This window comes from Roseobacter denitrificans OCh 114 (genome assembly GCF_000014045.1).
GTDB lineage: Bacteria > Pseudomonadota > Alphaproteobacteria > Rhodobacterales > Rhodobacteraceae > Roseobacter > Roseobacter denitrificans.
Genome location: NC_008209.1, coordinates 2,296,590 through 2,321,986, shown reverse-complemented (window position 1 = coordinate 2,321,986; position 25,397 = coordinate 2,296,590). Strand labels below are relative to the sequence as shown.

The following is a 25,397-nucleotide window of genomic DNA, read 5'->3' as shown; positions in this document are numbered from 1 at the left end:
TGGAGTTAACAGGTGTACCTTGGAATGCCCGAATCGGATTTTCCGGATATTCGCGGTCTGCATCTTTTTGCAGAGATGAGCGACGAGAACTTTTTCGCGCTCATGCGGGGATCCTATGTCCAGAACTTCCCACCGCAGATCGACCTGATCGAGGAAGGCGATCCGAGCGATTTTCTGCATATCGTCCTGTCCGGTTCGGTCGAGCTTTTCTCAAGCTGGAACAGCCGCGAGACGTCAATGGCAACGGTCCGCCCGGTATCGACCTTCATCCTCGCTGCAACGATCAAGGACGCACCGTATTTGATGTCCGCCCGCACCTTGGAGAAAAGCCGGGTTGCGCTTATTCCCAGCCAGGATGTGCGGGGCGTATTTGATATCGATGCGAAATTTGCCAGAAACGTGGTTACGGAACTGGCGCAATGCTACCGGTCTGTTGTCAAGAACACCAAGGACTTGAAACTGAGGACGTCTCTTGAACGATTGGCGAACTACCTGTTGCGCCAGCAAGAGCGTACTGGCGGGAATTCAGAATTCGATCTCCCCATTGAGAAACGCCGCCTCGCCTCCATGCTTGGCATGACGCCCGAAAACCTGAGCCGCGCCTTCAAGAGCCTGCAATCCTATGGGGTGAAAGTGAGCGGCAACCGCGTGAACATCTCGGATCAGAAAGATATCGAAAACTTCGCGAAACCAAGCCCCCTCATTGATGACTATTCAACGTAAGGAAAACGCATGTCCGAAAAAATGCCCGGTGCCGCCGGTGATCTCGCCGAAGAATTCCCCCACATCTGGAACGCCTATCAGATGCTTGGCCGTGCTGCCGCAGATTGCGGCCCGCTCACTGATCGCGAGCGTCGCCTGGTGAAACTCGCATTGTCTGTTGGTGCAGGTTCAGAAGGCGCAGTACACTCCCACACGCGGCGCGCAGAAGCCGAGGGCATTGAGAAGGAAGCGCTGCTGCAGGTAGCGATGCTGGCCATTGGCCCGCTTGGTTTACCGCGTGCGGTTGCGGCAAAAACCTGGATCGAAGACCTCGACTGAAGGCGCCGCCGTCGTCGTCAGCTTTCACATGGTGGCACCATCACGCCGCCGCCTTCAAGCCCGTCAAGGACATCCATGCGTCGTGTGAGCGGGACAAACGATGCGGATGGATTGGTGCGCAGCCATGTGGAGACGGGTAATGCCTCAAGCGGGTCCCCTGTTCGGCATCCGCCAACCACCGCGATTGAAAAGATGCCTTCGCCTTGGGTCCCCGCCGCGCGCAATGCCCGGGTTTCGGCCTGTGCGGCTGCAAGGATTGCGGCGTTTTGCGGCGTGAGGGAAGCGGCATAGATGACCTCGCCCTGCGATGCGCTGACCAATATTGCCTCCGGAGCGCGCTGCACAGACAGGGGCACGCGGGCATCAACCAACGCTTCGCCTGCAACCGACAAGGCAAGCCTGACCATGGCGTCGCCGTCTTTCAACACAATCGTGTCTGGAACACTCAACGCGAGGCCCAGTTCCTGTGGCGGTGTGTTCAATGGGTCGAGACGCGCGGCTTCCATGACACCGCGCGGTGTGACTGCGGCGCATGCACTTGTAATGGCAAGGATGAAGAGCGCGGCGATTGAACGGGCAAGGGGCATTTCGTCTTTCCTTTGCTAAATGATTTACGCTATATGTATCATGTAAAACATGAAGGATGGAATGGTTAAAATGACACTCATTGATGATGCGCCCCTGCGCAGAACGGCACGAAGGTTCGAACTGGGCTTTCAGGCCGCGAGCCTTCTGATGGTGGCATTGGCGGGGGGCGTGGTGGTCGCAACCTTGGTCGGGACAGCCGCGACCGGCGCATGGCTTGCCAGCTTGACGGGCCATGCGATAGAGCCTCAACCTTGGCAAAGCTTTGCTTTGGCTGCTGTGGCTTGCTTTGGCCTTGGTCTTTACGCGGCGACTTTTTCTGCCGCCAGAGCGGTGAGCCGCATCCTTGCGCGCGCAGAATTGGCGGCTGCGGGACAAGCCGCAAGGACGTTGTCCCGTTGGGTGTGGGCCGTGCTGGTTTGGAGCATAATCGCGCATACGCTGGCCGTGTTGATTGCGACGGCCCATGCCGGTCCCGGTCAGCGCGCCCTGAGCATTGCCATCGGCAGCCCACAGGTCTCGCTCGCTTTGGCCGCGCTCATGGCTGCCTTTCTTGCCCAGGCCCTGACCCTCGTCGCGGCGCTGTGGGAAGATCACAAGGAAATCGTCTGAAATGGCCATCGTGGTTCGGCTCGACGTGATGCTCGCCAAACGCAAGATGACTTCTCGGGAGCTCGCAGCCCGGATCGGCATCGCCGAGCAGAACCTGTCAACACTCAGATCGGGCCGCGCGCGCGGTGTTCGGTTTGGCACCCTGGAGAGCATTTGCCGTGTCCTTCAGTGTCAACCGGGCGATCTGTTCGAGTTTCTGGATGGTGAGGGGGAAGCGGAACATCGTGATTGAGCGCGCCCTTGCGCCGGACCTGCCTCTGCGCGCCTCAAGCGTTGTTTAGCGGGCAACGCTGGCCTGCGTACAAAGGATGCAACGGCACAGCGGGAGGTACGGCTGTCACAGCGGCGTCAGACGGGACACCCTGCTTGGATTGGCTTCTGCGAGATAGATCGTGCCATCCGGCGATCCGAAGATCCCATGCGCCCCGTTCAGTACCGGGCGCGCGCGCCCCAAGCGCGTTCCGTTCTGCGATATGCGATGCAGGCTTGGGACCTGATCGGAAACGAATATGTCACCTGCGTCATCCCCCCAGATCCCAACAGCCCGGTGAAAGCCAGTCCATTCGTCAAGAAAAACGCCATCCGCATCAAATACCTGAAGCCGATTATTGCACCGGTCCACGACAACCACGCGACCATCGGGCAGGCACCAGAGGGAATGCGGTTCGAGGAATTCGCCACGACCGCTGCCGAATGCACCCCACGTGGCCAGATGCGTGCCGTCGCCGGCAAAACGGTGGACATGCCAGCCAGCATAGCCATCTGACACATAAAAGTCACCGCTTGGCGCAAAAGCCACATCCGTGGGGTGATTGAACGGCGTACCGGGTGCCCCGCGTGTGCCAATCCCCCCGACCCGCTGTCCATCTGCGGAAAAGACGATGATTTCATGCATGTCACGGTCGACGATGAAAAGACGCCCATCCGGCGCCGGGGTCATCAAATGCGCATCAGCGATGTCAAGATCGCCCCATGCGCCAAGGTAGTCACCGTCGCAGGACAGCACGATGACACGCGGACCATCCGGGTCCACATAAGGGTCGCTGCGCAGCAACACAAGGACACGGCCATCGCGCAGGACGACGACATCCGACACCTTACCGGCGGTTTGCGGCCACGTCCCAAAGGGTCGATCCACGCGGTAGCGGGTGTCACCCAATGCAACGACGATCTGGTGTCGCGTGCCGCTCATCCAAGAGGTCCGGAATAGGGATGTGTTTTGGCCCAATGATGGGCGATATCCAGCCGCCGCGTGATCCAGACATCGTCATGACCGGCAACATAATCGAGGAAACGTTCCAAGCCCACGGCCCGCGCGGGATGCCCGATCAGCCGCATGTGCAGCCCGACCGACATCATCTTGGGCGCGCTCGCCCCTTCCCGGTAGAGCATGTCGAAGGCATCCTTGTGCCACTCGAAGTAATCGTTGGACGTCGCAAAGGATCCGCAGAATTTCGCATCATTGTTGGTCAGCGAATAGGGAACGACCAGATGCGGTTTGCCAGCGACTTTGGTCCAATAGGGCAATTCATCGTCGTAAGCGTCTGAATCGTAGAGGAAACCGCCCTCCTCCACCACCAGCTTGCGGGTGTTTACGCTGGGACCATAGCGGCAGTACCATCCAAGGGGCCGCTCGCCCAAGGTTTCCCGCAGTGAAGCGATGGCACGTTTGATATGGTCTCGCTCTTCGTCTTCACTCAACTCAAAGTGCTTGACCCAGCGCCAGCCATGGCAGCAACAGTCAAATCCAGAATCGCGAATGGCTTGCGCCGCTTGCCGGTTCCGCTCGATCGCCAGCGCGCAGCCAAAGACCGTCATGGGCAACCCGCGCTCCTGAAAAAGCCGCATCAGCCGCCAGAACCCCACGCGGCTGCCATAGGCAAAGAGCCCTTCGCCCGCCAGATCACGCCCCTTGACCGCTTGATCAAGGCCGTGGGCGTCTGTCAGTGCGACCTCGGTAAAGCCCTCACCATCCTGAATCGACGGCTCGGACCCCTCTTCGTAGTTCATCACAAAATTGATAGCGACACGCGCGCCATTTGGCCATTTCGGATCCGGCGGGTTGGCGCCATAGCCAACAAAATCTCGGGGGTAAGTCATCTGGGCCTCACATACTCATCCGGCGCGTCAGGCCGGTCAATCGATCCATCACAATCATCAACACGAGCACGGCGATGATGATCACACCGGAAATCGCGGCCACGCGCACATCAAGGGTGGTTTCCATCATGCCCCACATGCGAATGGGCAGCATATTGGTGCGGGCATTGGACAGGAACAGCGACACCGGCACGTTGTCCATCGACGCCACGAATGCCAGAAATCCGCCCGCAACAATGCCCGGCGTGATGATTGGCAGCGTAATCCGGCGGAACGCATAAAAGCGCCCTGCCCCAAGGCTGGCAGAGCTTTCCAGAAGTGCCGGGTTGAATTGTGACAGGCTCGCGAGCGTCGTGCGAAAGACGAAAGGCGCGATCACCACAAGATGCCCCGCAATCAGGTGATTGATCGATGGACGAAACCCGAGGATCGAGAAAAACATCAACGCCGCCAAGCCAAAGGACAATCCCGGCAAGATCAGGGGTGACATGAAGCTGGCTTCGAGTGCGCGCGCAGAGGCCCCCCTGGACCGGGCCATGGCCAGTGCCGCAGCCGTTGCAAGCAGGACAGCGAGGGCCGTGGCAATCGCGGCGACATAGAGGGAATTGGCCAAGGCCGAATGGATATGACCCGACTTCACCGGATCAAAAAGCGCCGCATACCATTCAAGCGAAAAACCCGGCGGCGGAAAGGTCAACACGCGGGACGATGTGAACGACGTGAGCAGCACGATGATCACGGGACCCACAAGGATCAGGATGCCAAGTGCTGCAAGGCCGCCCATGACAATGGAATAGGACCGGTCCGAAACGGTGCTGCGATGCGCCATCAGTCTATCCTCGCAAAACGACCAAGCAGGGAAAACAGCATCACGCCGCTGAGCACAGCAACCAGCAGTGTAACCGATGCCACGGCGGCAAAGGGCCAGTCGAAAACGACCATCGATTGCTGCCAGATCAGCGACGGCAGATAGACAAGACGCGCGCCACCAATCACCGTCTGCGAGATGAACGCGGTTGTCGCCGAGGCGAACACAAGGGTTGCGCCCGCAATCCATCCGGGCAGCGAAAGCGGCAGGATGATGCGGAAGAATGTGCGCCATTTGGAACCGCCAAGCGCGCGGGACGCATCCGACAGGCTGGGGTTGATTTGCTGCATGACCGTGACGAGCGGTAACAGCATCAGGGGCATCTCGATCTGCGTCAGCGCAATCACGAGGCCCAGTTCTGTTTGCAAAAGGTTCAGCGGCGCAGAAGTCAGCCCGAGGCTGATCAGGGTCTGATTGACCACGCCCTCGCGCGCGAGGATCACGATCCAAGCGAACGTGCGGATCACCACCGATGTCAGCAGCGGAAGCAGGATGATGAAGATCAGAAGTTTCCGCAGGCGCGGCCCGCACGAAATGAACAGAAGCGCAATCGGATAGGACAGGATCGACGTCGCCACCACGGCGATCAGACCAAGCCACACCGTGTCATAGACAACGCCGCGATAGAACGGGTCGCCCCAGAACTTGACCCAACTGTCCGCAGAGAAGGACGCAAAACGATCATCCGCCGCAAACGACATCGCCAGCAGGATAAGGAGCGGTGCCGCAAAAAACGCCAGATACGTCAGACCGAGCGGCGCTGCGAGCCGCCAGTCCACACGTCCGGGTTCATATGTTGCGGCACCAGCCATGATTACTTGGTGATCTCTTTGTTGAACCGCTCAATCCACCCCGCACGCTGCGGATTGATCACGCTCCAATCGTGCACAACCATATCCGACAACTCATCCACGGATTTGATGTAAAGGGTCTCTGCCAGTTCGACCTGCTTGTTCACCGGGATCATGTTGTAGGGGGACAGCTGCAATTGCGACTGGGCTTCAGCCGAGATCGCCGTGTCGATGTATTTGTGCGCGGCTTCGACGTTCTCGGACCCCTTCGTGATGTGAAGAGACGTCGAGAATGTGATGGCCCCGGTTTCAGGCGCGATGAATTCGATGTCCACACCCTGCGCCTTGAGCGTCGCGACGTTGTTGGTGTTGGTATACATCAGATCGATCTGACCCTGCTGGAACAGGCCGGGCAACCCGGCGGGCCCGGTGACGGCTGCAACCTTGGGAAGCGCTTCCTGCAGTTTTGCAAAGATCGGCTCCATATCCGTGTCGGACCCGCCAAAGACCTTTGCCATCTCGATCAGGGACACCGTACCGAATGTGGTCTGGAACCCCGTGAGGCCAAGCCGTTCGACATAAGGAGACTCGAATATCTGCTCCCAACGGGTTGGCGGCTCGGGGAAGGCGGTCGGGTTATAGCACAGGCCAACAACCTGCACATTGACGGTCGCCGCATCCGCCGAGATCATCCCATCGGGCAGGTTTGCCGCATTGGACAGCATAGAGGCGTCAATCGGCTCGAAAAGATCGGCCTCTCTCGCCGCAGCCGTGGGTCCGGGGTCGAGGACAAAACAGTCAAACGGCGCAATACCGCGCCCGGCGCGTGCCTTGGTGACCTGATCCACGGCCCACAGCGGATCAAAAGCCACATCCACGCCATGCTTTTGCGCAAGCAAGGGGGCGACGACGGACCGGTAGGCCTCGTCCCAGGTTCCTGGATAGATGGCGGCTGCCAGAGAGTCCGCAGCACGCGCAGCCGAGAACGGCAAGGCTGAGGCTGCGCCGAACGCGGCGGCGCTTTGCAAGAGTCTTCGGCGGGAAAGGTCATTCATGGTGGTCTCCTTTGTTGGATTTGGGTGTTTTATGGTTGTTTTCATTTGGGCTTGGGAAAGAGGATCGGGGCGGCCGTCTCAGCCAGCGCGCAGTGGCTCGGGCCAAGGGGCGTTGCCACCTCGCCCACACGGCGCGGCGCTGCCACCTTGATGGTGGCACCATCTGGCGTCTGAACATCGTGAATGAGCGTCCCGCCGAGGGGCATACTCAGCGTGTGCTCGACCGCAAACGCGCCCGGCGCGGGCTGGTCCACCAGCATCAGCTGTTCCGGCCGCACAGTCAGCAGGACCCCGTCTGCAGTATTGAAAGTCTTGGACGATGCCACGTGCCAGATCGCGCCATTGTCGAGACGAATGACATAGCGGTCCGCTTCGCGACCCAACACCTCCCCCGCGAACCGGTTCGAAGATCCGATGAAATCATTGACGAACAGCGTCGCGGGCTGGTCGTAGATTTCCACCGGACTGCCCAATTGCTCAATGCGGCCCTTGTTCATCACCGCAATGCGGTCAGCGATGCCCATGGCCTCTTCCTGATCGTGGGTCACGAGGATCGCGGTCAGCGCGAACTGGCGTTGCAGTCGCTTGATTTCGATCTGCATATCAAGGCGCAGATTCTTGTCCAGCGCGGCAAAGGGTTCATCAAGCAGCAGGATACGGGGCCGTACAGCAAGCGCACGCGCAAGGGCAACGCGCTGCTGTTGTCCGCCCGACAGTTGCCCCGGCTTGCGATTGCCAAAGGCTTCCATCCGCACGGTCTTGAGCATTTCCGACACACGCTGTCGCTGATCGGATTTGGCGTCGCCGCGCGCATCAAGACCGTAGGCGATATTGTCGGCCACGGTCATATGTGGAAAGAGCGCGTAATTCTGGAAAACGATCCCCACCTCGCGACGGTTCGGGGGCAAGGAATCGACAAAGCGATCCCCGATCTTTACCTCACCTCTGGTTTGTTCGAGGAACCCCGCCACGATGCGAAGCAGGGTGGATTTCCCACACCCGGACGGACCCAGAAGCGCAATCAGTTCCCCACCGGCAACTTCCAGTGTGACGTCATCGACGGCCAGCCCGTCCCCATAGCTGTGCGATATGCCACCAAGGGTCAGCGGCTCGCCAACCGATTGCTTTTGAGCGTTTGGCGTGATCGCCCCGTCGTCGATGGAAATGGCGCGTTCCACAGTCTGTCCGTTATAATTTTGCACAAAACTTGCGTATTCGCACCCAAACCGGGCGGCCAGACTTTCCGACCCGTGCGACAAGGCCATCCGGCGACCTGCTCAATAAAATGGCATGCCATTTTGGAAATGCGCAAAAAACAACCTGATGAAAAACCAAGGGCGCTTTTTTTCAGCGGCCCTGAAGGTCCTTGCACCATCCGCTGTAATGCCTGCGAACAGGCTCCAACAGGTCTTGGGACAAGCGCCGAAGCTTGGCATCCGTCGGGGTGTCCGGACGGGCCAGCTCAAGCGCGAGTTCCTTGAGGGTTTCACCGCGGTCAACGCCGATGAAATTGCCGTCCCGGTAAACGGTGCGCCCGCCGATCATCACTGATGCGACGACCCCTGCTTTGGCGCGCCTTACCAGTACATCTATCAAAGGCATTGCGGGATCTTGCCAGGGGTAAGTCACGGCGCGCCAGTCCAGCAAGACAATATCGGCCATCTGCCCCGGCGCAAGTCGACCGATCCGACCCGCGAAAGGTGTCGTGGCGGCACCGTGTTCTGTGGCCATGCGCAGGATGTCGCCGGCATCGGGGGACGGTGCGTCATGTCCGGGCGGGCGATGCAGCGTCAGCGCCAGCCGCATTTCCTGCAGCATGTCCCGGTCATCGTTGATCCCCGCCTCGTCAATGCCCAGCCCCACAGGCACGCCGCTGGCCAGAAAGGCATTCAGATCGGCCGTCCCGCTTTTAAGCCGCAGGTTTGACGAGCAGTTGTGGCACAGACACGCCCCCCGCTCCGCCACAAGCGCTATGTCATCCGGCGTCATCCAGACCCCGTGCCCGATCGTAAGCTGCGGTCCGATCAACCCAAAGCTGTCCACATGTTCCAGCGCAGACCCCCCGGTCCGCCTGTGCGCGTATTCTTGCTGATAGGGCGTTTCCAGCAGGTGCATGTGCAAGGGCGCGCCGGTGTCCTGCGCCATGCGCGCCGCACTTTCCAGCGCTGCATCGGACAACCAGTGCAGGTTCGAGGGCGCAATCTGTATCCCGATCAGCGGATCATCTGCCCAGCGTTCGCGCAGCGCATGAAACACCGCGATCTGCTCGGACAGCGGCAGTCCAAAGCCTGCGAGATACTCTGCCGTCGGTTTCTGCAGCGCGGGCGGAAGCGCGGCCACGAATTCCTCATCGGCGGCGTAGATCATCCGGTTCTGATCGCGCAGGGCAAAGGAGTAGCTCGCCCGCATGCCCAATTCGCGGTACGCGCCAATGATCTTATCGGCCCGGGCAAGCACCGCGTCGGTGTCCCCCGGCGCCCGGCTGTGCAGGTGCTGCACCGTGGTCACGCCCGATGCAACCATCTCGAACGCGGAATAGAGCGTGTCCAGACGCGGATCCACATCGCGCATGGCAAGGCGTTCGGGAAACCACAGCTCCAGCGGCTGGTCGCGCGCACCCATCTGGAACGGTGTAAGACCCACGTGATGATGCGCATTGATCAGGCCCGGCATGGCGACATATCCCGCGCCTCCGGTCTCGGGCAGATCCGGATGAGCCCGCCGAAGCGCCTTTGCCGCGCCGATCCCGGCCACCCGGTCGCCGTCGATCAGGATCGCCCCCTCCTCGACAATGTGCGCCACCCCACCGGCGTCAAAGCCGGTGATGATATGATCTGCGACGACCAGATGACGGGTCATTGAACGCCCCCTTGCCCAAGGCGCGCGAGGCTCAGCCGGACGGCAGCAGGCAGCGGCTCGATCAACGGGACGGGTGAGGTAGCCGACAGGCTGCGCGCGGCTTGCGCCAGTGGCCCGCCCCCGATGACAATTGCACCTGCCCCTGCACGCATGGCGCGGGCGCACGCCTCTGCCAGTGCATCACACAGGTCAGACGCGTTCGACATCAAGCTCACAGGATCGCCCTTTGTGGTCCATGTTCCGATGAATGTCGCATGACCATTGCGAGAAGCCATTTCAGCGATGGGATCCACCAGATCCGGTGTTGTCGTGACGACCGCAAAGGCACGTTTCCCTTCCGCCGCCTCTTGCATGCCGGCTTCTGCAATGCCGGTGACAGGGTTGTGCAGACGTGCGCGCAAAGCGCTCAGACCCGGATCACCGAAAGCCGCAATGATCACCGCAGACGCCTGCGACAGCTCTGGTGCGAGGGCAATCACCGCCTGTTCCGCCTCAGCCAAGGCCTGCGGATTCGTGATGAGCGATGCCCCGAATGGCGCGGTAAAGCCGTGTATGTCCACGTCGGGCCCTGCCGTTTCCTGCGCGATACGCAGCATAGCGGCGGTCGTGGCGGTCGACGTATTTGGATTGATCAAGGCGATCATGCCGGACAGGCCTTGTCAAACGCCTCGGCGATGTCGATGCGCCGCGCCAGCCAGAGCCGGTCGCGGCGGCGGTCCAGTTCAGCGAGGATCTGCTCGAACGCCTTGAACCGCCCGGGCCGCCCCACGATGCGCAAGTGAAACCCGATGTTGAGCAGACGCGGCAGGCCTCGGGCGGCTTCGGCCTCCAGCACATCCAGCGCATCCGTGACATAATCGACCATGTCCTGCGCCCGCACGAAACCGTTGGGGTGGAAGAACTTCATGTCATTGGCGTCCAGCGCATAAGGAACGACCGTCAGCCCGGAGGGATCGCGATACGGCAGATCATCATCAAACCCGTTGGACGTATACACAAACCCACGCGCCGCTAGCAGGTCGCGGGTCCATGGGCTTTCGGCACCCCGGCAGAAAAAACCGACCGGCGCGGCACCGGTGACTTTTGCAATCGCTGCTGTTGCGCGATCCAGATCCTCGGCTTCGGCTTCGGCGGTGTCATAGTCGGCATGCGGCCGCCAGAGCCAGCCGTGGCAGGCGGTTTCATGGCCATCCTCGCAAAACACTTGCAAAACAGGTGCTGCGCGTTCGGCCGCGCGCCCACAGGCGAAAACAGTCGCCGGTACGCGGTACTGCCGCAAGGCATCTGCCATACGCCACGCACCCGCGCGGGTGCCATAGGCAAAGATCTGCGCCTGCCCGGGATCCGGTTTGCCCTCCGGCACGACGGAGATCACCTCGCCCATCCGTTCACTGACCGGATCGCCATCTATCACCTGCTGCTCTGCCCCTTCCTCGAAATTGACCACAACGGAAACCGCGAGTTTTGACCCGCCCGGCCAGGTCAGGGCGGGCCATGCGCCGCCATAGCCGATAAGGTCACGGGTCATGTGGGACTATCCGTTGCAAAGGTTTCAGGACAAGGACGGGGCTGCCAGTCTGGCAGTCCGATCGCCTTGCGCCACGCATGTGCGATGTCGGCACGGCTCGCGAACCAGACGTTTTCGCGGGCCAGCGCGTGGTCCAGAAAAGCCTCCAGCCCCGCGATACGTGCCGGACGTCCGATAATGCGCGTGTGCAGGCCAATGGACAGCATGCGCGGGGCATCGTCGGCTTCCTTCAACAGCCTGTCGAACCCCGCGATGCAGTAGCGCGCGAAATCCTCGGCAAAGACGAAACCGCCATTGTTGTAATACCGCATGTCGTTGGTATCAAAGGCATAGGGCAGCACCACATGGGGGCCATGCCCCGTATCAACCACATACGGAATGTCGTCATTATAGGCATTGCTGTCATAAAGAAAGCCGCCCTGCTCGATCAACAAATCACGGGTGCGCAGCGAGGTGGCGGACCGGGTATGCCACCCCAGCGGCGGGCGACCTGACACGCGTTCGATGGCTGCCACGGCGCGCGCGATGGCGCGCCGCTCGGTCTGCTCGTCCATGTGGACATGCCGCTCCCAGCGCCAGCCGTGGGCCGCGATCTCGTGTCCGTCCTGCACGGCTTCGCGCGCAATCCACGGCGTCGCCTCCAACGCGCGACCGCAGGCGTTCAGCGTGGCAGGCACCTTGCGACTGCGCAACGCCGCGCGAATGCGCGGCCATCCCGCGCGCGGCCCATATTCAAAGTGGCTCTCCATACAGAGATCAGGCTGACCTTCGACCCGCTCAACGGCCTCGTAGATATGCTCGTTGCGCTCATCCCCCGCGCTAAGGGAAAGCTCCGCGCCTTCTTCCACATTCACGACGATGGAAACCGCGAGACCCGCGCCATTGGGCCAGCGCATCGCGGGGGGGTGCCCCGCATAGCCTGCAAAGTCGCGCGGCTGCGTCATGCCGCCACCCCGACCGCGTCCATGAAACGCTTGCACAGATCCGCGTCCCATTGGATCACATCATCCGCCGCCGCGTCGCGCCGCATCAGGGCACTGCTGACGATCACACCATCCGCTGCCGCCATCGCCTCATGCACGTTGCTCTCGGTCACGCCGCCTCCGATCAGGATGGGACGACGCGCACCACTGTCCCGCACGGCACTGATGCGGCTCAGCGTGTCGGCGAAACTCGCACCAGTAATGACCAATCCATCGGCGCCGGATTTCACAGCCCAGTTTGCCGCAAAGGGCTGGCTTTCACTAGAGAGCGGCATCGCCGTGCGGTCATGAATATCTGCCAGTATCGCGATGTCCGCGCGGCGCAGCTCAGAACGCATCGCCACAACCTCCGCGCTCAGGCCATCGCGCGGGCCTTGCGCGGTCATGGCGCCGCCGACAAACACCTTCAACCGGATAAAATCGGCCCCCGACGCATGCGCCACGCAAAGGGCTGCACCGGGATCATGCGCCTCGACGATGATACCAAGTCGAAGCTGCGGCACTTCCGAGCGGATCAAACGAGCGAGTGAAGCCATCAACGTCAACGTGTCCGGCGCTGCCTGTCCTGCGGTCTTGGTCTGATCCTGCAGTTTGATCCAAGGGATGCCAGCCTCGGCAAACACGCGGGCGTTTGCGACCGCGTAATCTTCGTACCATGCGACCGACAGATGCCGGTTCAGCGCGAAATCCGGCAGGTGCAGCGCGGCAATGACGGGTTTGTTAGAGTCGAACAATTTCAAGGGCATAGACTGGCTTCCTGTTGCAATGCGGCGCGCGCGAGGGTCGCATCTTCGGGCAACGCGTTTGAGGCGCCGAATGTGCTCACCGTTCGGGCGGCGGAAATCGCGCCAAAGTGTGCCGCCTGCACCGGGTCGCCACTTTCCACCAATCCGGCCAGAAAGCCACCGCAAAAACTGTCGCCTGCCCCCGTCGGATCGCGTGTCGCCACCTTGATGGCTGGCACGTCGATCGGCTGGCCCGCGCTGCGGTCCCAGACCAGCGCGCCCTTTGGTCCCATCTTGACCACGAGGGCACCGGAAAAACGCGCGGCCACTTCCGCCAGTGCATCAGAGACCGACGCGCCGGGCACGAGGGCACGCAGTTCGACTTCGCTCGGCAGAAAGGCGTCCAGCCGCGCGAGGACCGGGCCAAGTTCATCCAGCGAAAGGTCGGCCAACTGCCAGCCGGGATCCGCTGTTATCACGCCACCTTTCCCGGCAAAGAATTCCAGCATCTCGCCGACGACCGCCAGCGCACTCGGGGCCAGATGGACACCCGGCGCATCGCCCCATGACGCGGGCACCTGCGCCGCAGTTAAGGGGTGTAACACACGAAACTCTGAATACCCAATCTCGTCCGGTTGCGCATGATCCCGCAGCATGCTGCGCCACGCGGCCTTTTGCGCGGGCGACAGCCGGTCCGTCGGAAAACCCGCCTCGGCCAGTGCAGCGCCCGGCGCGGTCAGCCCCTCTTCCCGCCGGCCGGAATCATCATAGAGAAACCAACTGCCCGCAGACAAGGTCGCGTCACGCCAGATCACACCGGAGAGATCGACGCCCCCTGCCTCCAGCCGCGCGATGGTTTCTTTGGGATAGCTCGCCACCGCACAGCTGACCAACCCGACCCGGCGCACCCAGTTGAGCGCGCCTGCGGCAGAGAATGCCCCGTTGCCCCCCGCCACATCCAACGCGACCGTGCCGTCAGCAGCGACGACATTGTCCACCGTAAGCCCGCCGACCGTGATCAGATCAGGCGTCACGTCACAGACCAAGCCTCGGCGCACCAAGGCCAAGCGCATCGCGCTCTACCGCGGCGTGATACCCAAAGAGGTGCAAAGGCACGCTGTAGATAATCGGTGCGGTCTCGGCAGGCACTAACGGCAGATGCCAGGCCACATCAGCGATCTCGGCAATTTCCGTCTCACCCTCGGGGACCAACGCCACGCAATAGCCCTCACAGCCCCGCGACATGATCGCGGTTTCCAGCGCACGGGCGTGGCTTTCTGCGTCACCCGCGACCATGAACATCGGATCGCCCGCTTTCTGTGTGCGGTAATGGTGATACTCTTCCAGCGGAAAGGAATAGGCATGAATGGGGGCCAGTTCCTTCAACTTGGCCGCGCCGAACTCTGCCGGGGCAAAGAAAGGACCCGCCCCCGTCGTCAGAATAAGATCGGCGCGGGCAAGGTGCTTTGCCACTGCTTTGGCAGGCTCGTAAAAAGCCTGCGCCACGTCATCCACCTGACCCGGCAGCGCATCGAGGGCAGCTTCAAGCGCGCTGCTGTCTCCACCTTTCGCCTTTTGCACCGACGCCGCCATCGCGAGCATCAGGGCCATCGCAGCCGTGCTCGATTGCGTGGGCCAACCGCCCCGTGTCGCGCGAATATGCAGCGCACCCGGGCATTGTTCCATCAACGGGGACCCAAGCGTGTTGGACAGACCAATCGTATATGCCCCCCGCGCAGCCGACGCGGTCAATCCTTCGACCACCGGCTCGGTCTTTCCAGAAGAGCTCAGCCCGATCACCACGGTTTCCGCATCAATCGTGTGCAAGCCGTACGTGGCGAAATCAAACGCTTCCACAGGCTCGCAGGGCGCGCCGAGCGCCGCCTCGATGGCGGGTCGCACACCGTGACCTGCGATCCAGCTGTCGCCGCATCCGACCGTGACCACGCGACGGATCGTCCGCCCCGCAAGATCGCGCCCGATATCCGTTAGCGGGCCCCTGTTTGCCTCAAGCGTGGCGCTGATCGCCTCCCCTTGCGACATCATCTCATATTCGGTCAACGCGACACGGCGAAACCGTTCCGGATCGCCAGCCGCATCCGAAGACGACTCGCGCCGGATTTCTTTCAGTCTTTGCTCGATACTCATTGGGCTCTCCGTGATTGACCGCCAGCATAGGAGCGCATCGAAAAAATGTGGCACTCGACGCGCCTTTTTGATATTTGCCATATTGAAATGAAATGCAAGTCTTCGAAAGTAAATCTGAATGGATAATCTGCATAATGCTCCTTTGACGCACAGACACCAGCGCATCCTGGAGATCGTCAACAAACAAAGCATCGCAGACGTCGGCCAACTCTCGGATGCGCTCGGCGTTTCCACAGTCACCATTCGCTCGGACCTTGATGCGCTGGACAAACGCTTGCTCCTGCGACGGGTCCGGGGGGGCGCAATGGCCATGCAGGCCGCCCGTTTCGAGCGCCCGGTGGATGTACCGACGCATAGCTTTACCTCAGAGAAAGAGCGCATCGGTGCTGTCGCCGCTGGCATGGTACGCAGCGGTGAAACCATTATCCTCGATGCAGGAACCACCACACTTGCCATGGCGATGGCCCTGCCCAAGGACATCGAGGACGTCGTGGTCATTACATCCAGCCTCGATATTGCGATTGCGCTTGAAAAACACCCCGGCGCGACGGTTTTCGTAACAGGGGGTAAGCTTAAGAAATCGGGGCGAAATCCAAACTCCCGCTCCCTCGTGCCGCCTTTTGCGGGGCTACTGCTGGATCACCTGAACGCCGATTTCGCCTACCTGTGCTGCGCAGGTATCGATGCAGAACGCGGCTTTACCAACGCGAACCTGGAAGAAGCAGAAGTGAAACGCTTCATGATTTCAGCCGCGCGGCGCTGCGTCATGCTGGCCGATCGGGGCAAGATCGGGCACGTCGCCGGCGCGCGGATCGCCCCCATTCAGGATATCACAACACTCGTGACCGATCGCAAGGCGAACCCCACCGATGTGTCCGAACTGCAGAAATCGGGCCTGAAGGTTATTCTTGCCTGAAATGAACTGCCGCTTTTTTGTGCGCGATGCTTCGAGGTCATCAACGGCAAAGAAATTTTCGGCCTTTTTTATTTTTTATCTTGCGAAAGTATTCGAAGGTTTTGTTGTATACTGCATCGACCGGGAATCCGGCATAGCAATCCTGACAGGGAGACATGACATGAAACTAACCAGAAGAAGCGTTGTTGGCGGGCTAACAGCCGCAACCGCCTTGGCCAGCCCGGTAATCCTGCGTGCTGCCACCCGCGAATTGGTAATGACAGGCTATGGTAACGATTCGGATGCGCCCCTGATTGCCGCCGGCGAAGAACTTGCCCGCCGCAACCCCGGTGTTTCTTTGCGCATCATCGGCGGCCTGTCGTCCGAAGCGCTCGCTCAGATCAAAGCGGCACGGGGCAATTCTCCCTATGACCTCGGCGTCATGGGGTCCCCCGCGATCATCAACGCGCTGGCCGAAGATGTCCTGGTACCACTGGACTTTTCAAAAATCCCGAACACGGCCAATGTGGATCCGAAATTCCCGTCCTATGGCTATGACGTCGGCCAGCCGATCTGGTTTGAAGGGATCGGCATCGCCTACGACAAGACCAAGATCACCACGCCGCCCACCACATGGGAAGAACTCTGGAGCGGCGACTACACCGGGCGCATTGGCATGTGTCGCCCGCAATCCAACCTTGGCCTTGGGGTCCTTGCCGCAACCAGCGAAGCCTTTGGGATGCCGCAGTCCGACATGGACTTTGCGCTGAACAAATGGATGGAACTTGATCCGCTGGTGGGCCGCTCACCGCCGCTGCTGCAGCAGATGATCGAGCGTGGCGAAGTGGATCTGGCCCCCCTGTGGCACGTCAATTCCGCACTTGCCGCAAACTCCGGGTTGCCCATCGGCTACACCAAGATCACGGGGCCAGGACCGCTGATGTTGCCCACGAATATCGTGCAGTTTGTCAATACGCAGGACGGCACCGCAGACCTTGTGCACGAATTCACCGACATTCTGCTGACGCCGGAAATCCAGTCGATGGCAGGCAGCGCGCCGATCTATTTCGGAACGGTCGTGGAAGGCATCGAGGTACCTGCAGAGGCCGCGCCCTATGTTCCTTCGACACCCGAAGAACTGGCAACGACCACCTCTCTAGAATGGCCTGATTTCGCGCCCTTGCGCCGCCAGACCGTTGAGTCCTTTGATCGAATGTTCGCCGCGACATGAGGCAGGAGAAGGCCGATCTGACCGACGGATCGGAACCAGCCGCCCCGGTGCTGCGCATCGGGGCGGTTTCCAAACGTTTTGGAACGGTCACTGTCCTGAAAGACTGTTCCTTGAATATTGCCGAAGGCGAGATCGTCACGCTGCTTGGTGCGTCGGGCTGTGGCAAGACCACGCTGCTGCGGTGCATCGCCGGGTTCTGGGACGCCGAGGAGGGCAAGATCGAGATCGACGGCCACGACGTCGGTGACCTGCCCGTCAATCGCCGCCCTGTCGGCGTGGTCTTCCAAAGCTACGCGCTTTTCCCGCATCTGACCGTAGCGCGCAACGTGGGGTACGGTCTGCGCATGCGAGGTGTGCCCCAAAGCGAGATCGACGCACGCGTGCGCGAGGCGCTGGAAACCGTGTCGCTGGCGGATTTTGCCGATCGCTACCCCGCACAGCTTTCTGGCGGCCAACAGCAGCGTGTGGCCGTTGCGCGGGTCCTGATCCTGCAGCCGCGTGTCCTGCTGCTTGATGAACCCTTCAGCGCGCTTGACGCGAAATTGCGCGGCGCCATGCAAGTGGAACTGCGCCAGTTGATCAAACGGCTGGGGCTCACGGCAATCTTCGTGACCCACGATCAGGAAGAAGCGCTGACCATGTCCGACCGTATCGCCGTCATGCGTGCGGGCCGGATTGAACAGGTCGCCGCGCCCGATACGGTGTTTGATCACCCGGCAACCGCCTATGTCGCGGACTTTATCGGCACATCGAATTTCTGGCAGGCGCAGGCCTCGGGCGGTCAGGTGGCTTTGCCGGACGGGCAGATCACGGACACAGATATTTCCGGGCCGGTGCAAGTCATGACGCGGCCGCACAACCTGCGACTGGCCGCCGGGGACAAAGGCCCGTGGCGCGGACAGGTTTCCTTTCACAGGACCGTCGGTGCCTTGGTTGAATATCACGTCGAAATACCGGATGGGACCACGATACAGGTCGCTGCCATGCGCCAGGAACGCACGCGCCCGTGGCAAGCCGGAGAGGTCGTAAGCCTATCGGTGATCGATCCGTCCTATTGCGCGGTGTATCCGGTCTGATGTCGGACGCAACAGCCTTCCAGCCCCCACCGAACGCGCGACTGGGCGAAGTCATTCTCGACAAACTGGTATCCGGTCGGGGCATCTGGCCCGCCGTGCCCGCGATCATCGTTCTGATTGTCGTTGCCGTTGTCCCATTCATAATCCTGCTGTCCCTCGGATTTTCGGATATTGAGGTGGCCCGCGGCGCGATCGTGTCGCAAACCCTGTCGTTTTCCCATCTGAGCAATGCGCTGAGCGACCCGCTCTACTGGATCACCTTTCAGCGTTCACTGGTGCTGGCGATCAACACCACTCTGCTTTGCCTGCTGTTCGGCTATCCGGTTGCCTACCTGTTTCTGATTGGCGGCAAGTGGACGCGGCGGCTGATCCTCATCCTGACCATCGCGCCCCTGCTGACCAGCGGGATCGTGCGCACCTATGCGTGGCTGGTGATCCTTGGCGGGCGCGGTGTGGTGAATTCAACCCTGATGAGCCTTGGGCTGATCGACCAGCCCTTGCGCATCATGAACACGCATTGGGCCGTCCTGATCGGCATGGTACAGATCCACCTGCCCGTGATGATCCTTCCGCTGATCGCGGTGATGAGCCGCCATGAAGGTGGGCTGATGGAGGCTTCGGCCAATCTGGGCGCATCCCGGCTCGGGACCCTACGCACGGTGATCCTGCCGCTCAGCGCACCGGGCATCGGCACGGGCGCGGCCCTCGTCTTTACGCTCAGCTATACGACGTTTGTCGTACCTCAGCTATTGGGCGGCGGCAATTATCTGAACGCGGCCACCATGATCTACGAACAGGTCGTCTTTTCACTGGAATGGAGCAAAGGATCCGTCAGTTCGCTGATCCTCATGGCCACCTGCCTGATCGTCCTCGTGATCATCGCGATGCTGACGAATATCTTTACCCGCTGGACGAAAGGACGGGATGCATGATCAAAGCGCTGCGCACCTCTTCGCTCGGGGATATTCTGGGCATCGGTTTGGTCCTTTTCATCGCGGTGTTTTCGCTGATCCTGCTGATCGCGCCGTCGATCATTGTTGTCATCATTTCTTTTGACACCCGCGCGTTCGTGAGCTTTCCGCCGGAAGGCTTCACCCTGCGCTGGTACGCAGAGGTTTTTGAGCAGACCGAACTGGTCGGCGCCATGTGGACCAGCCTCAAGGTGGGTCTGATGGTCACGGCACTGTGCATCGTGCTGGGTGTGCCCACTGCCCTCGCCTGTGTACGTGGCAAGTTTCGCGGCACCACGGCGCTTTCCGTCTTCGTGCTGGTGCCGCATATGGTGCCCGGCATCGTTCTCGGGGTGGCCGTGCTCTTTGCCGGAGCGCTTGTGGGCGTCTCCCCCTCGATCTGGCTGCAGGCGGTCTCGATCGCCGTGTTCATCATGGCCGTCATGGTGCGCACGGTGCAAAGCCGTCTTGTCCGGCTTGACCCCGCGCTGGAGGAAGCCGCGACGAACCTCGGTGCGTCATCCTTTCAGAGCCTGCGCACTATCACATTCCCGCTGTTGCTGCCGGCGATATTGGCGGGGGCTGTGTTCACCTTCGTCGAGGGCTTTGACAACCTGTCGGTCGCAATTTTCACCCATGGCTTCCGGGACAGACCCTTGCCCGTGGAGTTGCTGGCCCTCGTCCAATACACCTCCACCCCCCTCGTGGCAGCGGTGTCCGGCGTTCAGATCCTGCTGGCAATCCTCGCGCTTGTCGCCGTGTCGATGAGCATCGGGCTGGACAAGGTAAACGAATGATCCGCAGCAAACCGGCAGGATCTGAACGTCGGAACCATGCCACGATTGGGCGTGTTAGGGCGGCCGGAACCGGCATGAGCCATCGTGAATCACCCGGACCAGTGCGCCCGAACGCACAAGGATACCTCAATTTCTATCCGATGCGCCGAACACGCCTCGTTCCAATGATTTTGCACTTACGCACTGTGGCAGGCCCGGCAGCAGACCTGCCCCGAGATGCTGACCCATGGTCCCGAAGGCATCAGTTTTGAGCGTAAAAACCCACTTCTACGCCTAAGTGTTGCGCCATGACCATCACCACATTGGCTCAGGTAGCTTAGGATTGATGCGGATTGCAGCCTTCTGGCTGTTTTGATCGCCAGCTTGACGCACCCACGTAACGCGCGCGCGATCAGAATTCATAGGGGATTGACGCAGCGGGATGCCTCCCGCATGTACTGGTGCCATTGCGGCTGCGAAAACAAGTGTTGAGAAACCCAATGCCCGATCAAAAGAACGCAACAGCCGTTGCAGAACACGTGGCGGCAGTTCTGCGTGACCGGATCGTCAAGGGGGAACTGACCGCCCGCGACCGGATCGTCGAGCGACAGTTGTCGGCAGAACTCGACGTCTCGCGCACACCGATCCGGGAAGCGCTCAAATTGCTGGAAGCGGACGGGCTGATCGAGATCACACTTCACCGCGGGGCAATCGTGTCGGACTACAAGCCTGAAGATGCTGTGGTTCTTTTTGATGTGATCTCGGTGCTGGAAAGCCTAGCCGCCAGACGGGTTTGCGAAGGCATGACACCATCCACCCTTCAGCGCCTCGAAGATCTGCACGGACAGATGCTGGAATATCATCACGCGGGCCGCACAAATGACTACTTCGATCACAACACGCTGATCCATGACTTCATCATCCAGTCCTGCGCCAACCCCGTCCTGATCACGACGCACAACCGCCTGATGATCCGTGCCCGGCGCGGGCGCTATCTTGCGATCCTGAACGAGGCACGTCTGGAACAGGCCGTCGCAGAACACGAAGACCTGATGCAGGCATTCCGCCATGAAAGCGCCGACAAGGCTGCGCAGGTTTGGGAAAGGCATCTGCGCCACACCGGGGAAACGGTCGCGGCCGTGTTGCTGGCAGAGGCAGACATCTGAACGGCACATTCCCGGCAGCAGCCCCAAATTCTGCCTAAATTTACATCAATTGCGAATTAGACCGTCGGGATTGCCGCTATTTTCATGACGTCAATCCAAATGGCATGCCATTTATGCTCCAAATGATAACAACTGGGGATTGATATGACACAACCGAAATTTACCGCGATGACGCGCCGATCTGTGCTCAAGGCATCGGGCTATGCAGCGCTTGGTACTTTGGCCGCACCCGCCATTCTGCGTGCTCAAAGCAGCGAACTGGTCATTGGCTGCGCGGGGTCCCACACAGCGTGGATGGAACAGATTGTCGTGCCGCACATGAAGGGTGCCATCGGCGCGGATATCTTGTTTGAGGGTACCAAATCCTCGGTGAACCTAGAAAAGATGTCGTCCAACAAGGATGCGCCCTATCTTTCGGTGGTTCAGATGGACGACCCCGTGATGATACAGGCGGTCGAGGCGGATCTGCTGACCCCGATCACCGCAGAGCCGGTGCCCAACATGACCGATCTGCGCCCGGATGCGGTGCATATGGATGGCATGTGGTGCAACTATGTCCAGCCTTGGGCGGGGGTCGCCTATAACACCGAGTTCCAGCCCGATGGGGTGCAATCCTGGGCGCAATTGTGGACCGACGAAGCCAAGGGGCAGTTGATCATCCCATCGCTGCAGAACACCGAAGGCATGTGGACCCTTTTCGTGTCAGCCATGCTGGGGTCGGGCAAACCCTTTTCCGAGGCGCAATATGAAATCGACGCCGCATTCGCCAAACTGGAGGAACTGAAACCCAATCTGCTCTCGGTCTACACGACGATGAGTCAGGCCTTCAACCTGCTGGAGCAGGGCGAGATTACCATGCTGGCCGGTAATTTCTCGTCCTACACGCTGCCGCGCAAGGCGACCGGGGTGCCTGTTGATCTGGCTGCCCCGTCCGAAGGTATTTTCGCCATGCCATCGGGCATCTGCCTCGTCAAAGGGGGCCCGAACCCCGAACTGGCCGAGGCCTATGTCAACGAAATGCTCGGGCCCCAGATGCAAACGGCGATTGCGGATTTTGCGACCTCGGTGCCCGCCAATACCACCGTCACCGCTGGTGCCATCATCCCCGACGGCGTCCCGATCTATTCACCCGACTGGTCGTTTGTTGCGGCAAACCGGCGCGACTGGATTGAGCGTTTCGACAAGTTGATGGCGCTCTGAACCCATGCCACCCCAAGTGCCGCGGAGCCTGCGAATGGGCAAATATCTGGACGTGACTGCTGTCGGCAAGGCGTTCAAAGGCACCACGGTCATGTCGGACATGCATTTTTCCGTAGCACGGGGGGAACTGGTTTCTCTGCTGGGACCTTCGGGATGTGGCAAGACCACGCTGTTGCGCATCATCGCAGGGTTGACCCCTGCGGATACGGGCGATGTCCTGCTGGACGGGCGCGCGATCACCACGGTGCCTGCGCATCGGCGCAATATCTCCGTCGTCTTCCAAAGCTATGCGCTGTTTCCACATCTGACGGTTGCGGAGAACGTCGCCTTCGGTCTGCGCGCACGGGGAACGGCAAAAGCCGATTGCGGTCCGAAAATCACCGAGGCGCTCGCCCTCGTGCGGATGAGTGAATTTGCCGACCGCCCTGTTGCCGCCCTCTCGGGAGGGCAGCAGCAACGCGTCGCCGTTGCGCGCGCGCTGATTGTCGATCCGGTGCTGTTGCTCTTGGACGAGCCATTTTCCGCTCTGGACCGCAAGTTGCGCGAAACCATGCAGGTCGAGTTGAAAACGCTTTTGCGGGAGCGCGACATGACCGCGATTTTCGTGACGCATGATCAGGACGAGGCGATGGGCGTGTCCGATCGCATCGCCGTTATGAACGCAGGCCGGATCGAACAATTCGCCTCACCAGCCGATCTATACGCCCGGCCCGCAAGCGCGTTCGTGATGGATTTTGTCGGGCTTTCCACGCGGCTGACCGGGGAGGTCATCGACACGGACGCGGATCAATCCATCGTCCGGACTGCCTATGGCACCATCAGGACACCCGGCAAACGCCTCCCCGGAGAACGGGTAACCGTCGGTGTCCGCCCGGAACTCATCAAAACAGAGCCGGGGGAAAACAGCGTATCCGTCACGCTTGCGGATGCAATGGTCCTGGGCTCGAAAACCCAGTTGCATGGGCGCGCCAATGACGGCGACCGGCTGCTGTGCGAACTGCCGGGCATGGGCTGCGGACTGTCCGCCGGGGACAGCGTCACGTTTGGCTGGGCCGCCGCGGACACACTCGTCTACGAAGCGGCATCATGAGGGGCCGGGCCGAGCGTATCGGGCTTCTCGCGCTGCCCGGCCTGAGCTTTCTGGCAATCATTTATGCGCTGCCGCTTTTCATGTTGCTGCTCAAATCGTTCCAGATCGACGGTCAGTTTTCCGTGGAGGAATACGTCACCTTTTTCAGTGATGAGTATAATCTGAACGTGCTGTGGCGCACCCTGCGCGTGGCCCTGCTGACCACGGGTCTGGCGCTGATCATCGCCTATCCCACCGCGATCATCATGGCGCGGGTGAAAGGCTTCTGGCTGTCGGTGTTTCTGGTCGCGATGGTGCTGCCGATGTCTGTCGGCGTTGTCGTCAAAGCCTTTGCATGGACGATCCTTTTTCGCACGCGCGGCGTGCTGAACGACACGTTGATGTCGCTGGGCATCACGGAGGCACCGATCCGTATGCTTTTCACCGAAACAGCCCTCGTAATTGGTGCTGCGAACGTATTCCTGCCCTTCATGGTGTTGCCGATCTACGCGGTGCTGCGCCAGATGGACAGCCGCCTGCCGGAGGCTGCGGCATCGTTGGGGGCAACGCCGGTCTTTCGCTTCATGAACGTCACCCTGCCGCTCAGCCTGCCCGGCGTGGTCGCAGGATCCGCCTTCACCTTCAGCCTCGCCGTTTCGATGTATGTGATCCCTTCGCTCATCGTGGGGGAAAGGCAGCAAACCCTGTCCATGCTCACCGCGCGCTCGTTTCTCTACCTGCGCAATGAAGCACTTGGGGCCACGATATCTTCAATCCTGCTGGTTATCGCGATCTCGGTGGTTCTGGGGTCAAGCTGGCTTGCGAACCGTCTGGGGGCGCGGCAATGACCGGAACCGACCGCCTTGCCCTCAGCCTGAGCTGGATTGTCGCCTTGGGCTGCGTCTTTTTCCTGATGTTGCCGATTGTCATTACTCTTGCGGCGTCTTTTACCTCCTCGGCCGTCTACACGCTGCCGCCACCTGAATGGTCGCTGCGTTGGTATCAGTCGCTGGAACGTCGCCTCGGGCTGTGGGACGCCGTGGCGCTGTCGCTCAACCTTGCGGTCGTCTCGACCATGATCTCGCTCGTGCTTGGGACGCTGGCCGCCATCGCTGTTGCGCGCGGGCGGTTTCAGGGACGCGAGGCGATTGCCACCTTTACGGTTTCGCCCCTGATGATGCCGGGGCTTGTGGTCGGTGTTGCCTTGCTGCAGTTTTTTCGAGAGATCGGCCTGCGGGACGCCTATTGGTCGCTGCTACTGGGTCATATCGTCATCACCCTGCCCTTCGTGATGCGCACGCTTCTGGCCTCCATGGCGGCCTTCGATTTCAGCCTTGTCGATGCCGCACGAACCCTTGGCCTGAGCTATCCGCGCGCAATCCTGCGAGTGCTGGTGCCCAATCTGGCGCCCGCCTACCTGACCGGTGGATTGTTTGCCTTCCTCGCGTCGATGGACAACTACCCGATATCCATCTTCCTCACGGATGCGCGCAACAAGACACTGCCGATCAAGATGCTGCAATACCTCGAAGAACAACCCGACCCGTCCCTTGCGGCGATCTCTTCAGGGCTGATCCTGTTGGCCTGTATCGTGCTCATCATCGGCTCCCGGACCGTTGGCCTGAACAGGATGATCCAGGGATGAAGACAATGGATACTGATGAAATGGTACAGACACTTTTATGAACATGCCCGCCTGCTGCCGTCATGAAAATACTTGGATCGCTTCCGCCACCGGT

At 60.7% G+C, this 25,397-nt stretch carries 28 protein-coding genes; 14 read left to right on the top strand and 14 right to left on the bottom strand.

What is annotated here, in order from left to right:
- Positions 1–24 precede the first annotated feature (24 nt).
- Together RD1_RS11200 and RD1_RS11195 are read left to right on the top strand one after the other, a co-directional pair.
- A complete protein-coding gene (locus RD1_RS11200; RefSeq protein ID WP_011568621.1) occupies positions 25–723 on the top strand; it encodes a helix-turn-helix domain-containing protein in 699 nt (232 codons plus the stop codon).
- A gap of 9 nt (positions 724–732) precedes the next feature.
- Positions 733–1,041: a carboxymuconolactone decarboxylase family protein gene (locus RD1_RS11195; RefSeq protein ID WP_011568620.1), complete on the top strand. Its 309-nt coding sequence runs from the start codon at positions 733–735 to the stop codon at positions 1,039–1,041.
- Between the two features lie 17 nt (positions 1,042–1,058).
- On the opposite strand, the gene RD1_RS11190 is transcribed toward RD1_RS11195, so the two are convergent.
- Positions 1,059–1,628: a hypothetical protein gene (locus RD1_RS11190; protein WP_011568619.1), complete on the bottom strand. Its 570-nt coding sequence runs from the start codon at positions 1,626–1,628 to the stop codon at positions 1,059–1,061.
- 70 nt (positions 1,629–1,698) lie between these two features.
- Between RD1_RS11190 and RD1_RS11185 the strand changes: the two genes are divergently transcribed.
- A complete protein-coding gene (locus RD1_RS11185; RefSeq protein ID WP_143090273.1) occupies positions 1,699–2,238 on the top strand; it encodes a hypothetical protein in 540 nt (179 codons plus the stop codon).
- 1 nt (position 2,239) lies between these two features.
- Entirely contained in the window at positions 2,240–2,470 is a 231-nt protein-coding gene (locus RD1_RS11180; protein WP_011568617.1) for a helix-turn-helix domain-containing protein, read from the top strand.
- 105 nt (positions 2,471–2,575) lie between these two features.
- Here RD1_RS11180 and RD1_RS11175 read toward each other — a convergent pair whose 3' ends face one another.
- From RD1_RS11175 to RD1_RS11115, 13 genes are all read right to left on the bottom strand, one after another.
- On the bottom strand, positions 2,576–3,430 hold the full coding sequence (locus RD1_RS11175; RefSeq protein ID WP_011568616.1) for a peptidase: 855 nt from the start codon (positions 3,428–3,430) through the stop codon (positions 2,576–2,578).
- Positions 3,427–4,338 (bottom strand): allantoinase PuuE, encoded by a 912-nt coding sequence (locus RD1_RS11170; protein ID WP_011568615.1) that lies wholly within the window; start codon positions 4,336–4,338, stop codon positions 3,427–3,429. The genes RD1_RS11175 and RD1_RS11170 overlap by 4 nt, the downstream gene beginning before the upstream one ends.
- Positions 4,339–4,345: 7 nt before the next feature.
- Positions 4,346–5,167 carry an ABC transporter permease gene (locus tag RD1_RS11165; protein WP_011568614.1) on the bottom strand — a complete coding sequence of 274 codons (822 nt, stop codon included), beginning with the start codon at positions 5,165–5,167 and terminating at the stop codon, positions 4,346–4,348.
- Complete coding sequence (locus RD1_RS11160) at positions 5,167–6,018, bottom strand: ABC transporter permease (RefSeq protein ID WP_011568613.1); 852 nt, start codon at positions 6,016–6,018, stop codon at positions 5,167–5,169. The genes RD1_RS11165 and RD1_RS11160 overlap by 1 nt, the downstream gene beginning before the upstream one ends.
- Before the next feature lie 2 nt (positions 6,019–6,020).
- Positions 6,021–7,052: an extracellular solute-binding protein gene (locus tag RD1_RS11155; protein ID WP_011568612.1), complete on the bottom strand. Its 1,032-nt coding sequence runs from the start codon at positions 7,050–7,052 to the stop codon at positions 6,021–6,023.
- A 41-nt stretch (positions 7,053–7,093) separates the two neighbouring features.
- A complete protein-coding gene (locus RD1_RS11150; RefSeq protein WP_011568611.1) occupies positions 7,094–8,230 on the bottom strand; it encodes an ABC transporter ATP-binding protein in 1,137 nt (378 codons plus the stop codon).
- A gap of 169 nt (positions 8,231–8,399) precedes the next feature.
- A complete protein-coding gene (locus RD1_RS11145; RefSeq protein ID WP_011568610.1) occupies positions 8,400–9,911 on the bottom strand; it encodes an amidohydrolase family protein in 1,512 nt (503 codons plus the stop codon).
- Positions 9,908–10,555, bottom strand: coding sequence for an aspartate/glutamate racemase family protein (locus RD1_RS11140; protein WP_011568609.1), 648 nt, complete (start codon positions 10,553–10,555; stop codon positions 9,908–9,910). Before RD1_RS11140 ends, RD1_RS11145 begins: the two co-directional genes overlap by 4 nt.
- Positions 10,552–11,439, bottom strand: coding sequence for a polysaccharide deacetylase family protein (locus RD1_RS11135; RefSeq protein WP_011568608.1), 888 nt, complete (start codon positions 11,437–11,439; stop codon positions 10,552–10,554). The genes RD1_RS11140 and RD1_RS11135 overlap by 4 nt, the downstream gene beginning before the upstream one ends.
- On the bottom strand, positions 11,436–12,383 hold the full coding sequence (locus RD1_RS11130) for a polysaccharide deacetylase family protein (RefSeq protein ID WP_011568607.1): 948 nt from the start codon (positions 12,381–12,383) through the stop codon (positions 11,436–11,438). Before RD1_RS11130 ends, RD1_RS11135 begins: the two co-directional genes overlap by 4 nt.
- On the bottom strand, positions 12,380–13,168 hold the full coding sequence (locus RD1_RS11125) for a BtpA/SgcQ family protein (RefSeq protein WP_011568606.1): 789 nt from the start codon (positions 13,166–13,168) through the stop codon (positions 12,380–12,382). The genes RD1_RS11130 and RD1_RS11125 overlap by 4 nt, the downstream gene beginning before the upstream one ends.
- The gene (locus tag RD1_RS11120; RefSeq protein WP_245897264.1) at positions 13,159–14,220 is read right to left on the bottom strand and encodes a carbohydrate kinase family protein; all 1,062 of its coding nucleotides are present in this window, start codon (positions 14,218–14,220) and stop codon (positions 13,159–13,161) included. Before RD1_RS11120 ends, RD1_RS11125 begins: the two co-directional genes overlap by 10 nt.
- Positions 14,183–15,295, bottom strand: coding sequence for an SIS domain-containing protein (locus RD1_RS11115; RefSeq protein WP_050759074.1), 1,113 nt, complete (start codon positions 15,293–15,295; stop codon positions 14,183–14,185). Before RD1_RS11115 ends, RD1_RS11120 begins: the two co-directional genes overlap by 38 nt.
- A 118-nt stretch (positions 15,296–15,413) precedes the next feature.
- On the opposite strand from RD1_RS11115, the gene RD1_RS11110 reads away from it, so the two are divergent.
- From RD1_RS11110 to RD1_RS11065, 10 genes are all read left to right on the top strand, one after another.
- A complete protein-coding gene (locus tag RD1_RS11110) occupies positions 15,414–16,211 on the top strand; it encodes a DeoR/GlpR family DNA-binding transcription regulator (protein ID WP_044033093.1) in 798 nt (265 codons plus the stop codon).
- A gap of 160 nt (positions 16,212–16,371) precedes the next feature.
- Positions 16,372–17,421: an ABC transporter substrate-binding protein gene (locus RD1_RS11105; RefSeq protein ID WP_011568602.1), complete on the top strand. Its 1,050-nt coding sequence runs from the start codon at positions 16,372–16,374 to the stop codon at positions 17,419–17,421.
- Positions 17,418–18,497: an ABC transporter ATP-binding protein gene (locus tag RD1_RS11100; RefSeq protein WP_050759073.1), complete on the top strand. Its 1,080-nt coding sequence runs from the start codon at positions 17,418–17,420 to the stop codon at positions 18,495–18,497. Before RD1_RS11105 ends, RD1_RS11100 begins: the two co-directional genes overlap by 4 nt.
- Positions 18,497–19,429, top strand: coding sequence for an ABC transporter permease (locus RD1_RS11095; RefSeq protein WP_044033092.1), 933 nt, complete (start codon positions 18,497–18,499; stop codon positions 19,427–19,429). The genes RD1_RS11100 and RD1_RS11095 overlap by 1 nt, the downstream gene beginning before the upstream one ends.
- Positions 19,426–20,244, top strand: coding sequence for an ABC transporter permease (locus RD1_RS11090; protein ID WP_011568599.1), 819 nt, complete (start codon positions 19,426–19,428; stop codon positions 20,242–20,244). Before RD1_RS11095 ends, RD1_RS11090 begins: the two co-directional genes overlap by 4 nt.
- 479 nt (positions 20,245–20,723) lie before the next feature.
- Positions 20,724–21,389 (top strand): GntR family transcriptional regulator, encoded by a 666-nt coding sequence (locus RD1_RS11085; RefSeq protein ID WP_050759072.1) that lies wholly within the window; start codon positions 20,724–20,726, stop codon positions 21,387–21,389.
- Positions 21,390–21,533: 144 nt separating this feature from the next.
- Positions 21,534–22,589 (top strand): extracellular solute-binding protein, encoded by a 1,056-nt coding sequence (locus RD1_RS11080; protein WP_011568597.1) that lies wholly within the window; start codon positions 21,534–21,536, stop codon positions 22,587–22,589.
- 34 nt (positions 22,590–22,623) lie between these two features.
- Entirely contained in the window at positions 22,624–23,679 is a 1,056-nt protein-coding gene (locus RD1_RS11075; RefSeq protein WP_044033090.1) for an ABC transporter ATP-binding protein, read from the top strand.
- On the top strand, positions 23,676–24,506 hold the full coding sequence (locus tag RD1_RS11070; protein ID WP_011568595.1) for an ABC transporter permease: 831 nt from the start codon (positions 23,676–23,678) through the stop codon (positions 24,504–24,506). The genes RD1_RS11075 and RD1_RS11070 overlap by 4 nt, the downstream gene beginning before the upstream one ends.
- Positions 24,503–25,303, top strand: coding sequence for an ABC transporter permease (locus RD1_RS11065; RefSeq protein WP_011568594.1), 801 nt, complete (start codon positions 24,503–24,505; stop codon positions 25,301–25,303). Before RD1_RS11070 ends, RD1_RS11065 begins: the two co-directional genes overlap by 4 nt.
- Positions 25,304–25,397: the final 94 nt, after the last annotated feature.

Coding starts and splice junctions, on each gene's coding strand:
- RD1_RS11200 (WP_011568621.1), top strand. CDS start 25: ATGCCCGAATCGGATTTTCCGGATATTCGCGGTCTGCATCTTTTTGCA.
- RD1_RS11195 (WP_011568620.1), top strand. CDS start 733: ATGTCCGAAAAAATGCCCGGTGCCGCCGGTGATCTCGCCGAAGAATTC.
- RD1_RS11190 (WP_011568619.1), bottom strand. CDS start 1,628: ATGCCCCTTGCCCGTTCAATCGCCGCGCTCTTCATCCTTGCCATTACA.
- RD1_RS11185 (WP_143090273.1), top strand. CDS start 1,699: ATGACACTCATTGATGATGCGCCCCTGCGCAGAACGGCACGAAGGTTC.
- RD1_RS11180 (WP_011568617.1), top strand. CDS start 2,240: ATGGCCATCGTGGTTCGGCTCGACGTGATGCTCGCCAAACGCAAGATG.
- RD1_RS11175 (WP_011568616.1), bottom strand. CDS start 3,430: ATGAGCGGCACGCGACACCAGATCGTCGTTGCATTGGGTGACACCCGC.
- RD1_RS11170 (WP_011568615.1), bottom strand. CDS start 4,338: ATGACTTACCCCCGAGATTTTGTTGGCTATGGCGCCAACCCGCCGGAT.
- RD1_RS11165 (WP_011568614.1), bottom strand. CDS start 5,167: ATGGCGCATCGCAGCACCGTTTCGGACCGGTCCTATTCCATTGTCATG.
- RD1_RS11160 (WP_011568613.1), bottom strand. CDS start 6,018: ATGGCTGGTGCCGCAACATATGAACCCGGACGTGTGGACTGGCGGCTC.
- RD1_RS11155 (WP_011568612.1), bottom strand. CDS start 7,052: ATGAATGACCTTTCCCGCCGAAGACTCTTGCAAAGCGCCGCCGCGTTC.
- RD1_RS11145 (WP_011568610.1), bottom strand. CDS start 9,911: ATGACCCGTCATCTGGTCGTCGCAGATCATATCATCACCGGCTTTGAC.
- RD1_RS11140 (WP_011568609.1), bottom strand. CDS start 10,555: ATGATCGCCTTGATCAATCCAAATACGTCGACCGCCACGACCGCCGCT.
- RD1_RS11135 (WP_011568608.1), bottom strand. CDS start 11,439: ATGACCCGTGACCTTATCGGCTATGGCGGCGCATGGCCCGCCCTGACC.
- RD1_RS11130 (WP_011568607.1), bottom strand. CDS start 12,383: ATGACGCAGCCGCGCGACTTTGCAGGCTATGCGGGGCACCCCCCCGCG.
- RD1_RS11125 (WP_011568606.1), bottom strand. CDS start 13,168: ATGCCCTTGAAATTGTTCGACTCTAACAAACCCGTCATTGCCGCGCTG.
- RD1_RS11120 (WP_245897264.1), bottom strand. CDS start 14,220: ATGCGCTTGGCCTTGGTGCGCCGAGGCTTGGTCTGTGACGTGACGCCT.
- RD1_RS11115 (WP_050759074.1), bottom strand. CDS start 15,295: ATGAGTATCGAGCAAAGACTGAAAGAAATCCGGCGCGAGTCGTCTTCG.
- RD1_RS11110 (WP_044033093.1), top strand. CDS start 15,414: ATGGATAATCTGCATAATGCTCCTTTGACGCACAGACACCAGCGCATC.
- RD1_RS11105 (WP_011568602.1), top strand. CDS start 16,372: ATGAAACTAACCAGAAGAAGCGTTGTTGGCGGGCTAACAGCCGCAACC.
- RD1_RS11100 (WP_050759073.1), top strand. CDS start 17,418: ATGAGGCAGGAGAAGGCCGATCTGACCGACGGATCGGAACCAGCCGCC.
- RD1_RS11095 (WP_044033092.1), top strand. CDS start 18,497: ATGTCGGACGCAACAGCCTTCCAGCCCCCACCGAACGCGCGACTGGGC.
- RD1_RS11090 (WP_011568599.1), top strand. CDS start 19,426: ATGATCAAAGCGCTGCGCACCTCTTCGCTCGGGGATATTCTGGGCATC.
- RD1_RS11085 (WP_050759072.1), top strand. CDS start 20,724: ATGCCCGATCAAAAGAACGCAACAGCCGTTGCAGAACACGTGGCGGCA.
- RD1_RS11080 (WP_011568597.1), top strand. CDS start 21,534: ATGACACAACCGAAATTTACCGCGATGACGCGCCGATCTGTGCTCAAG.
- RD1_RS11075 (WP_044033090.1), top strand. CDS start 22,624: ATGGGCAAATATCTGGACGTGACTGCTGTCGGCAAGGCGTTCAAAGGC.
- RD1_RS11070 (WP_011568595.1), top strand. CDS start 23,676: ATGAGGGGCCGGGCCGAGCGTATCGGGCTTCTCGCGCTGCCCGGCCTG.
- RD1_RS11065 (WP_011568594.1), top strand. CDS start 24,503: ATGACCGGAACCGACCGCCTTGCCCTCAGCCTGAGCTGGATTGTCGCC.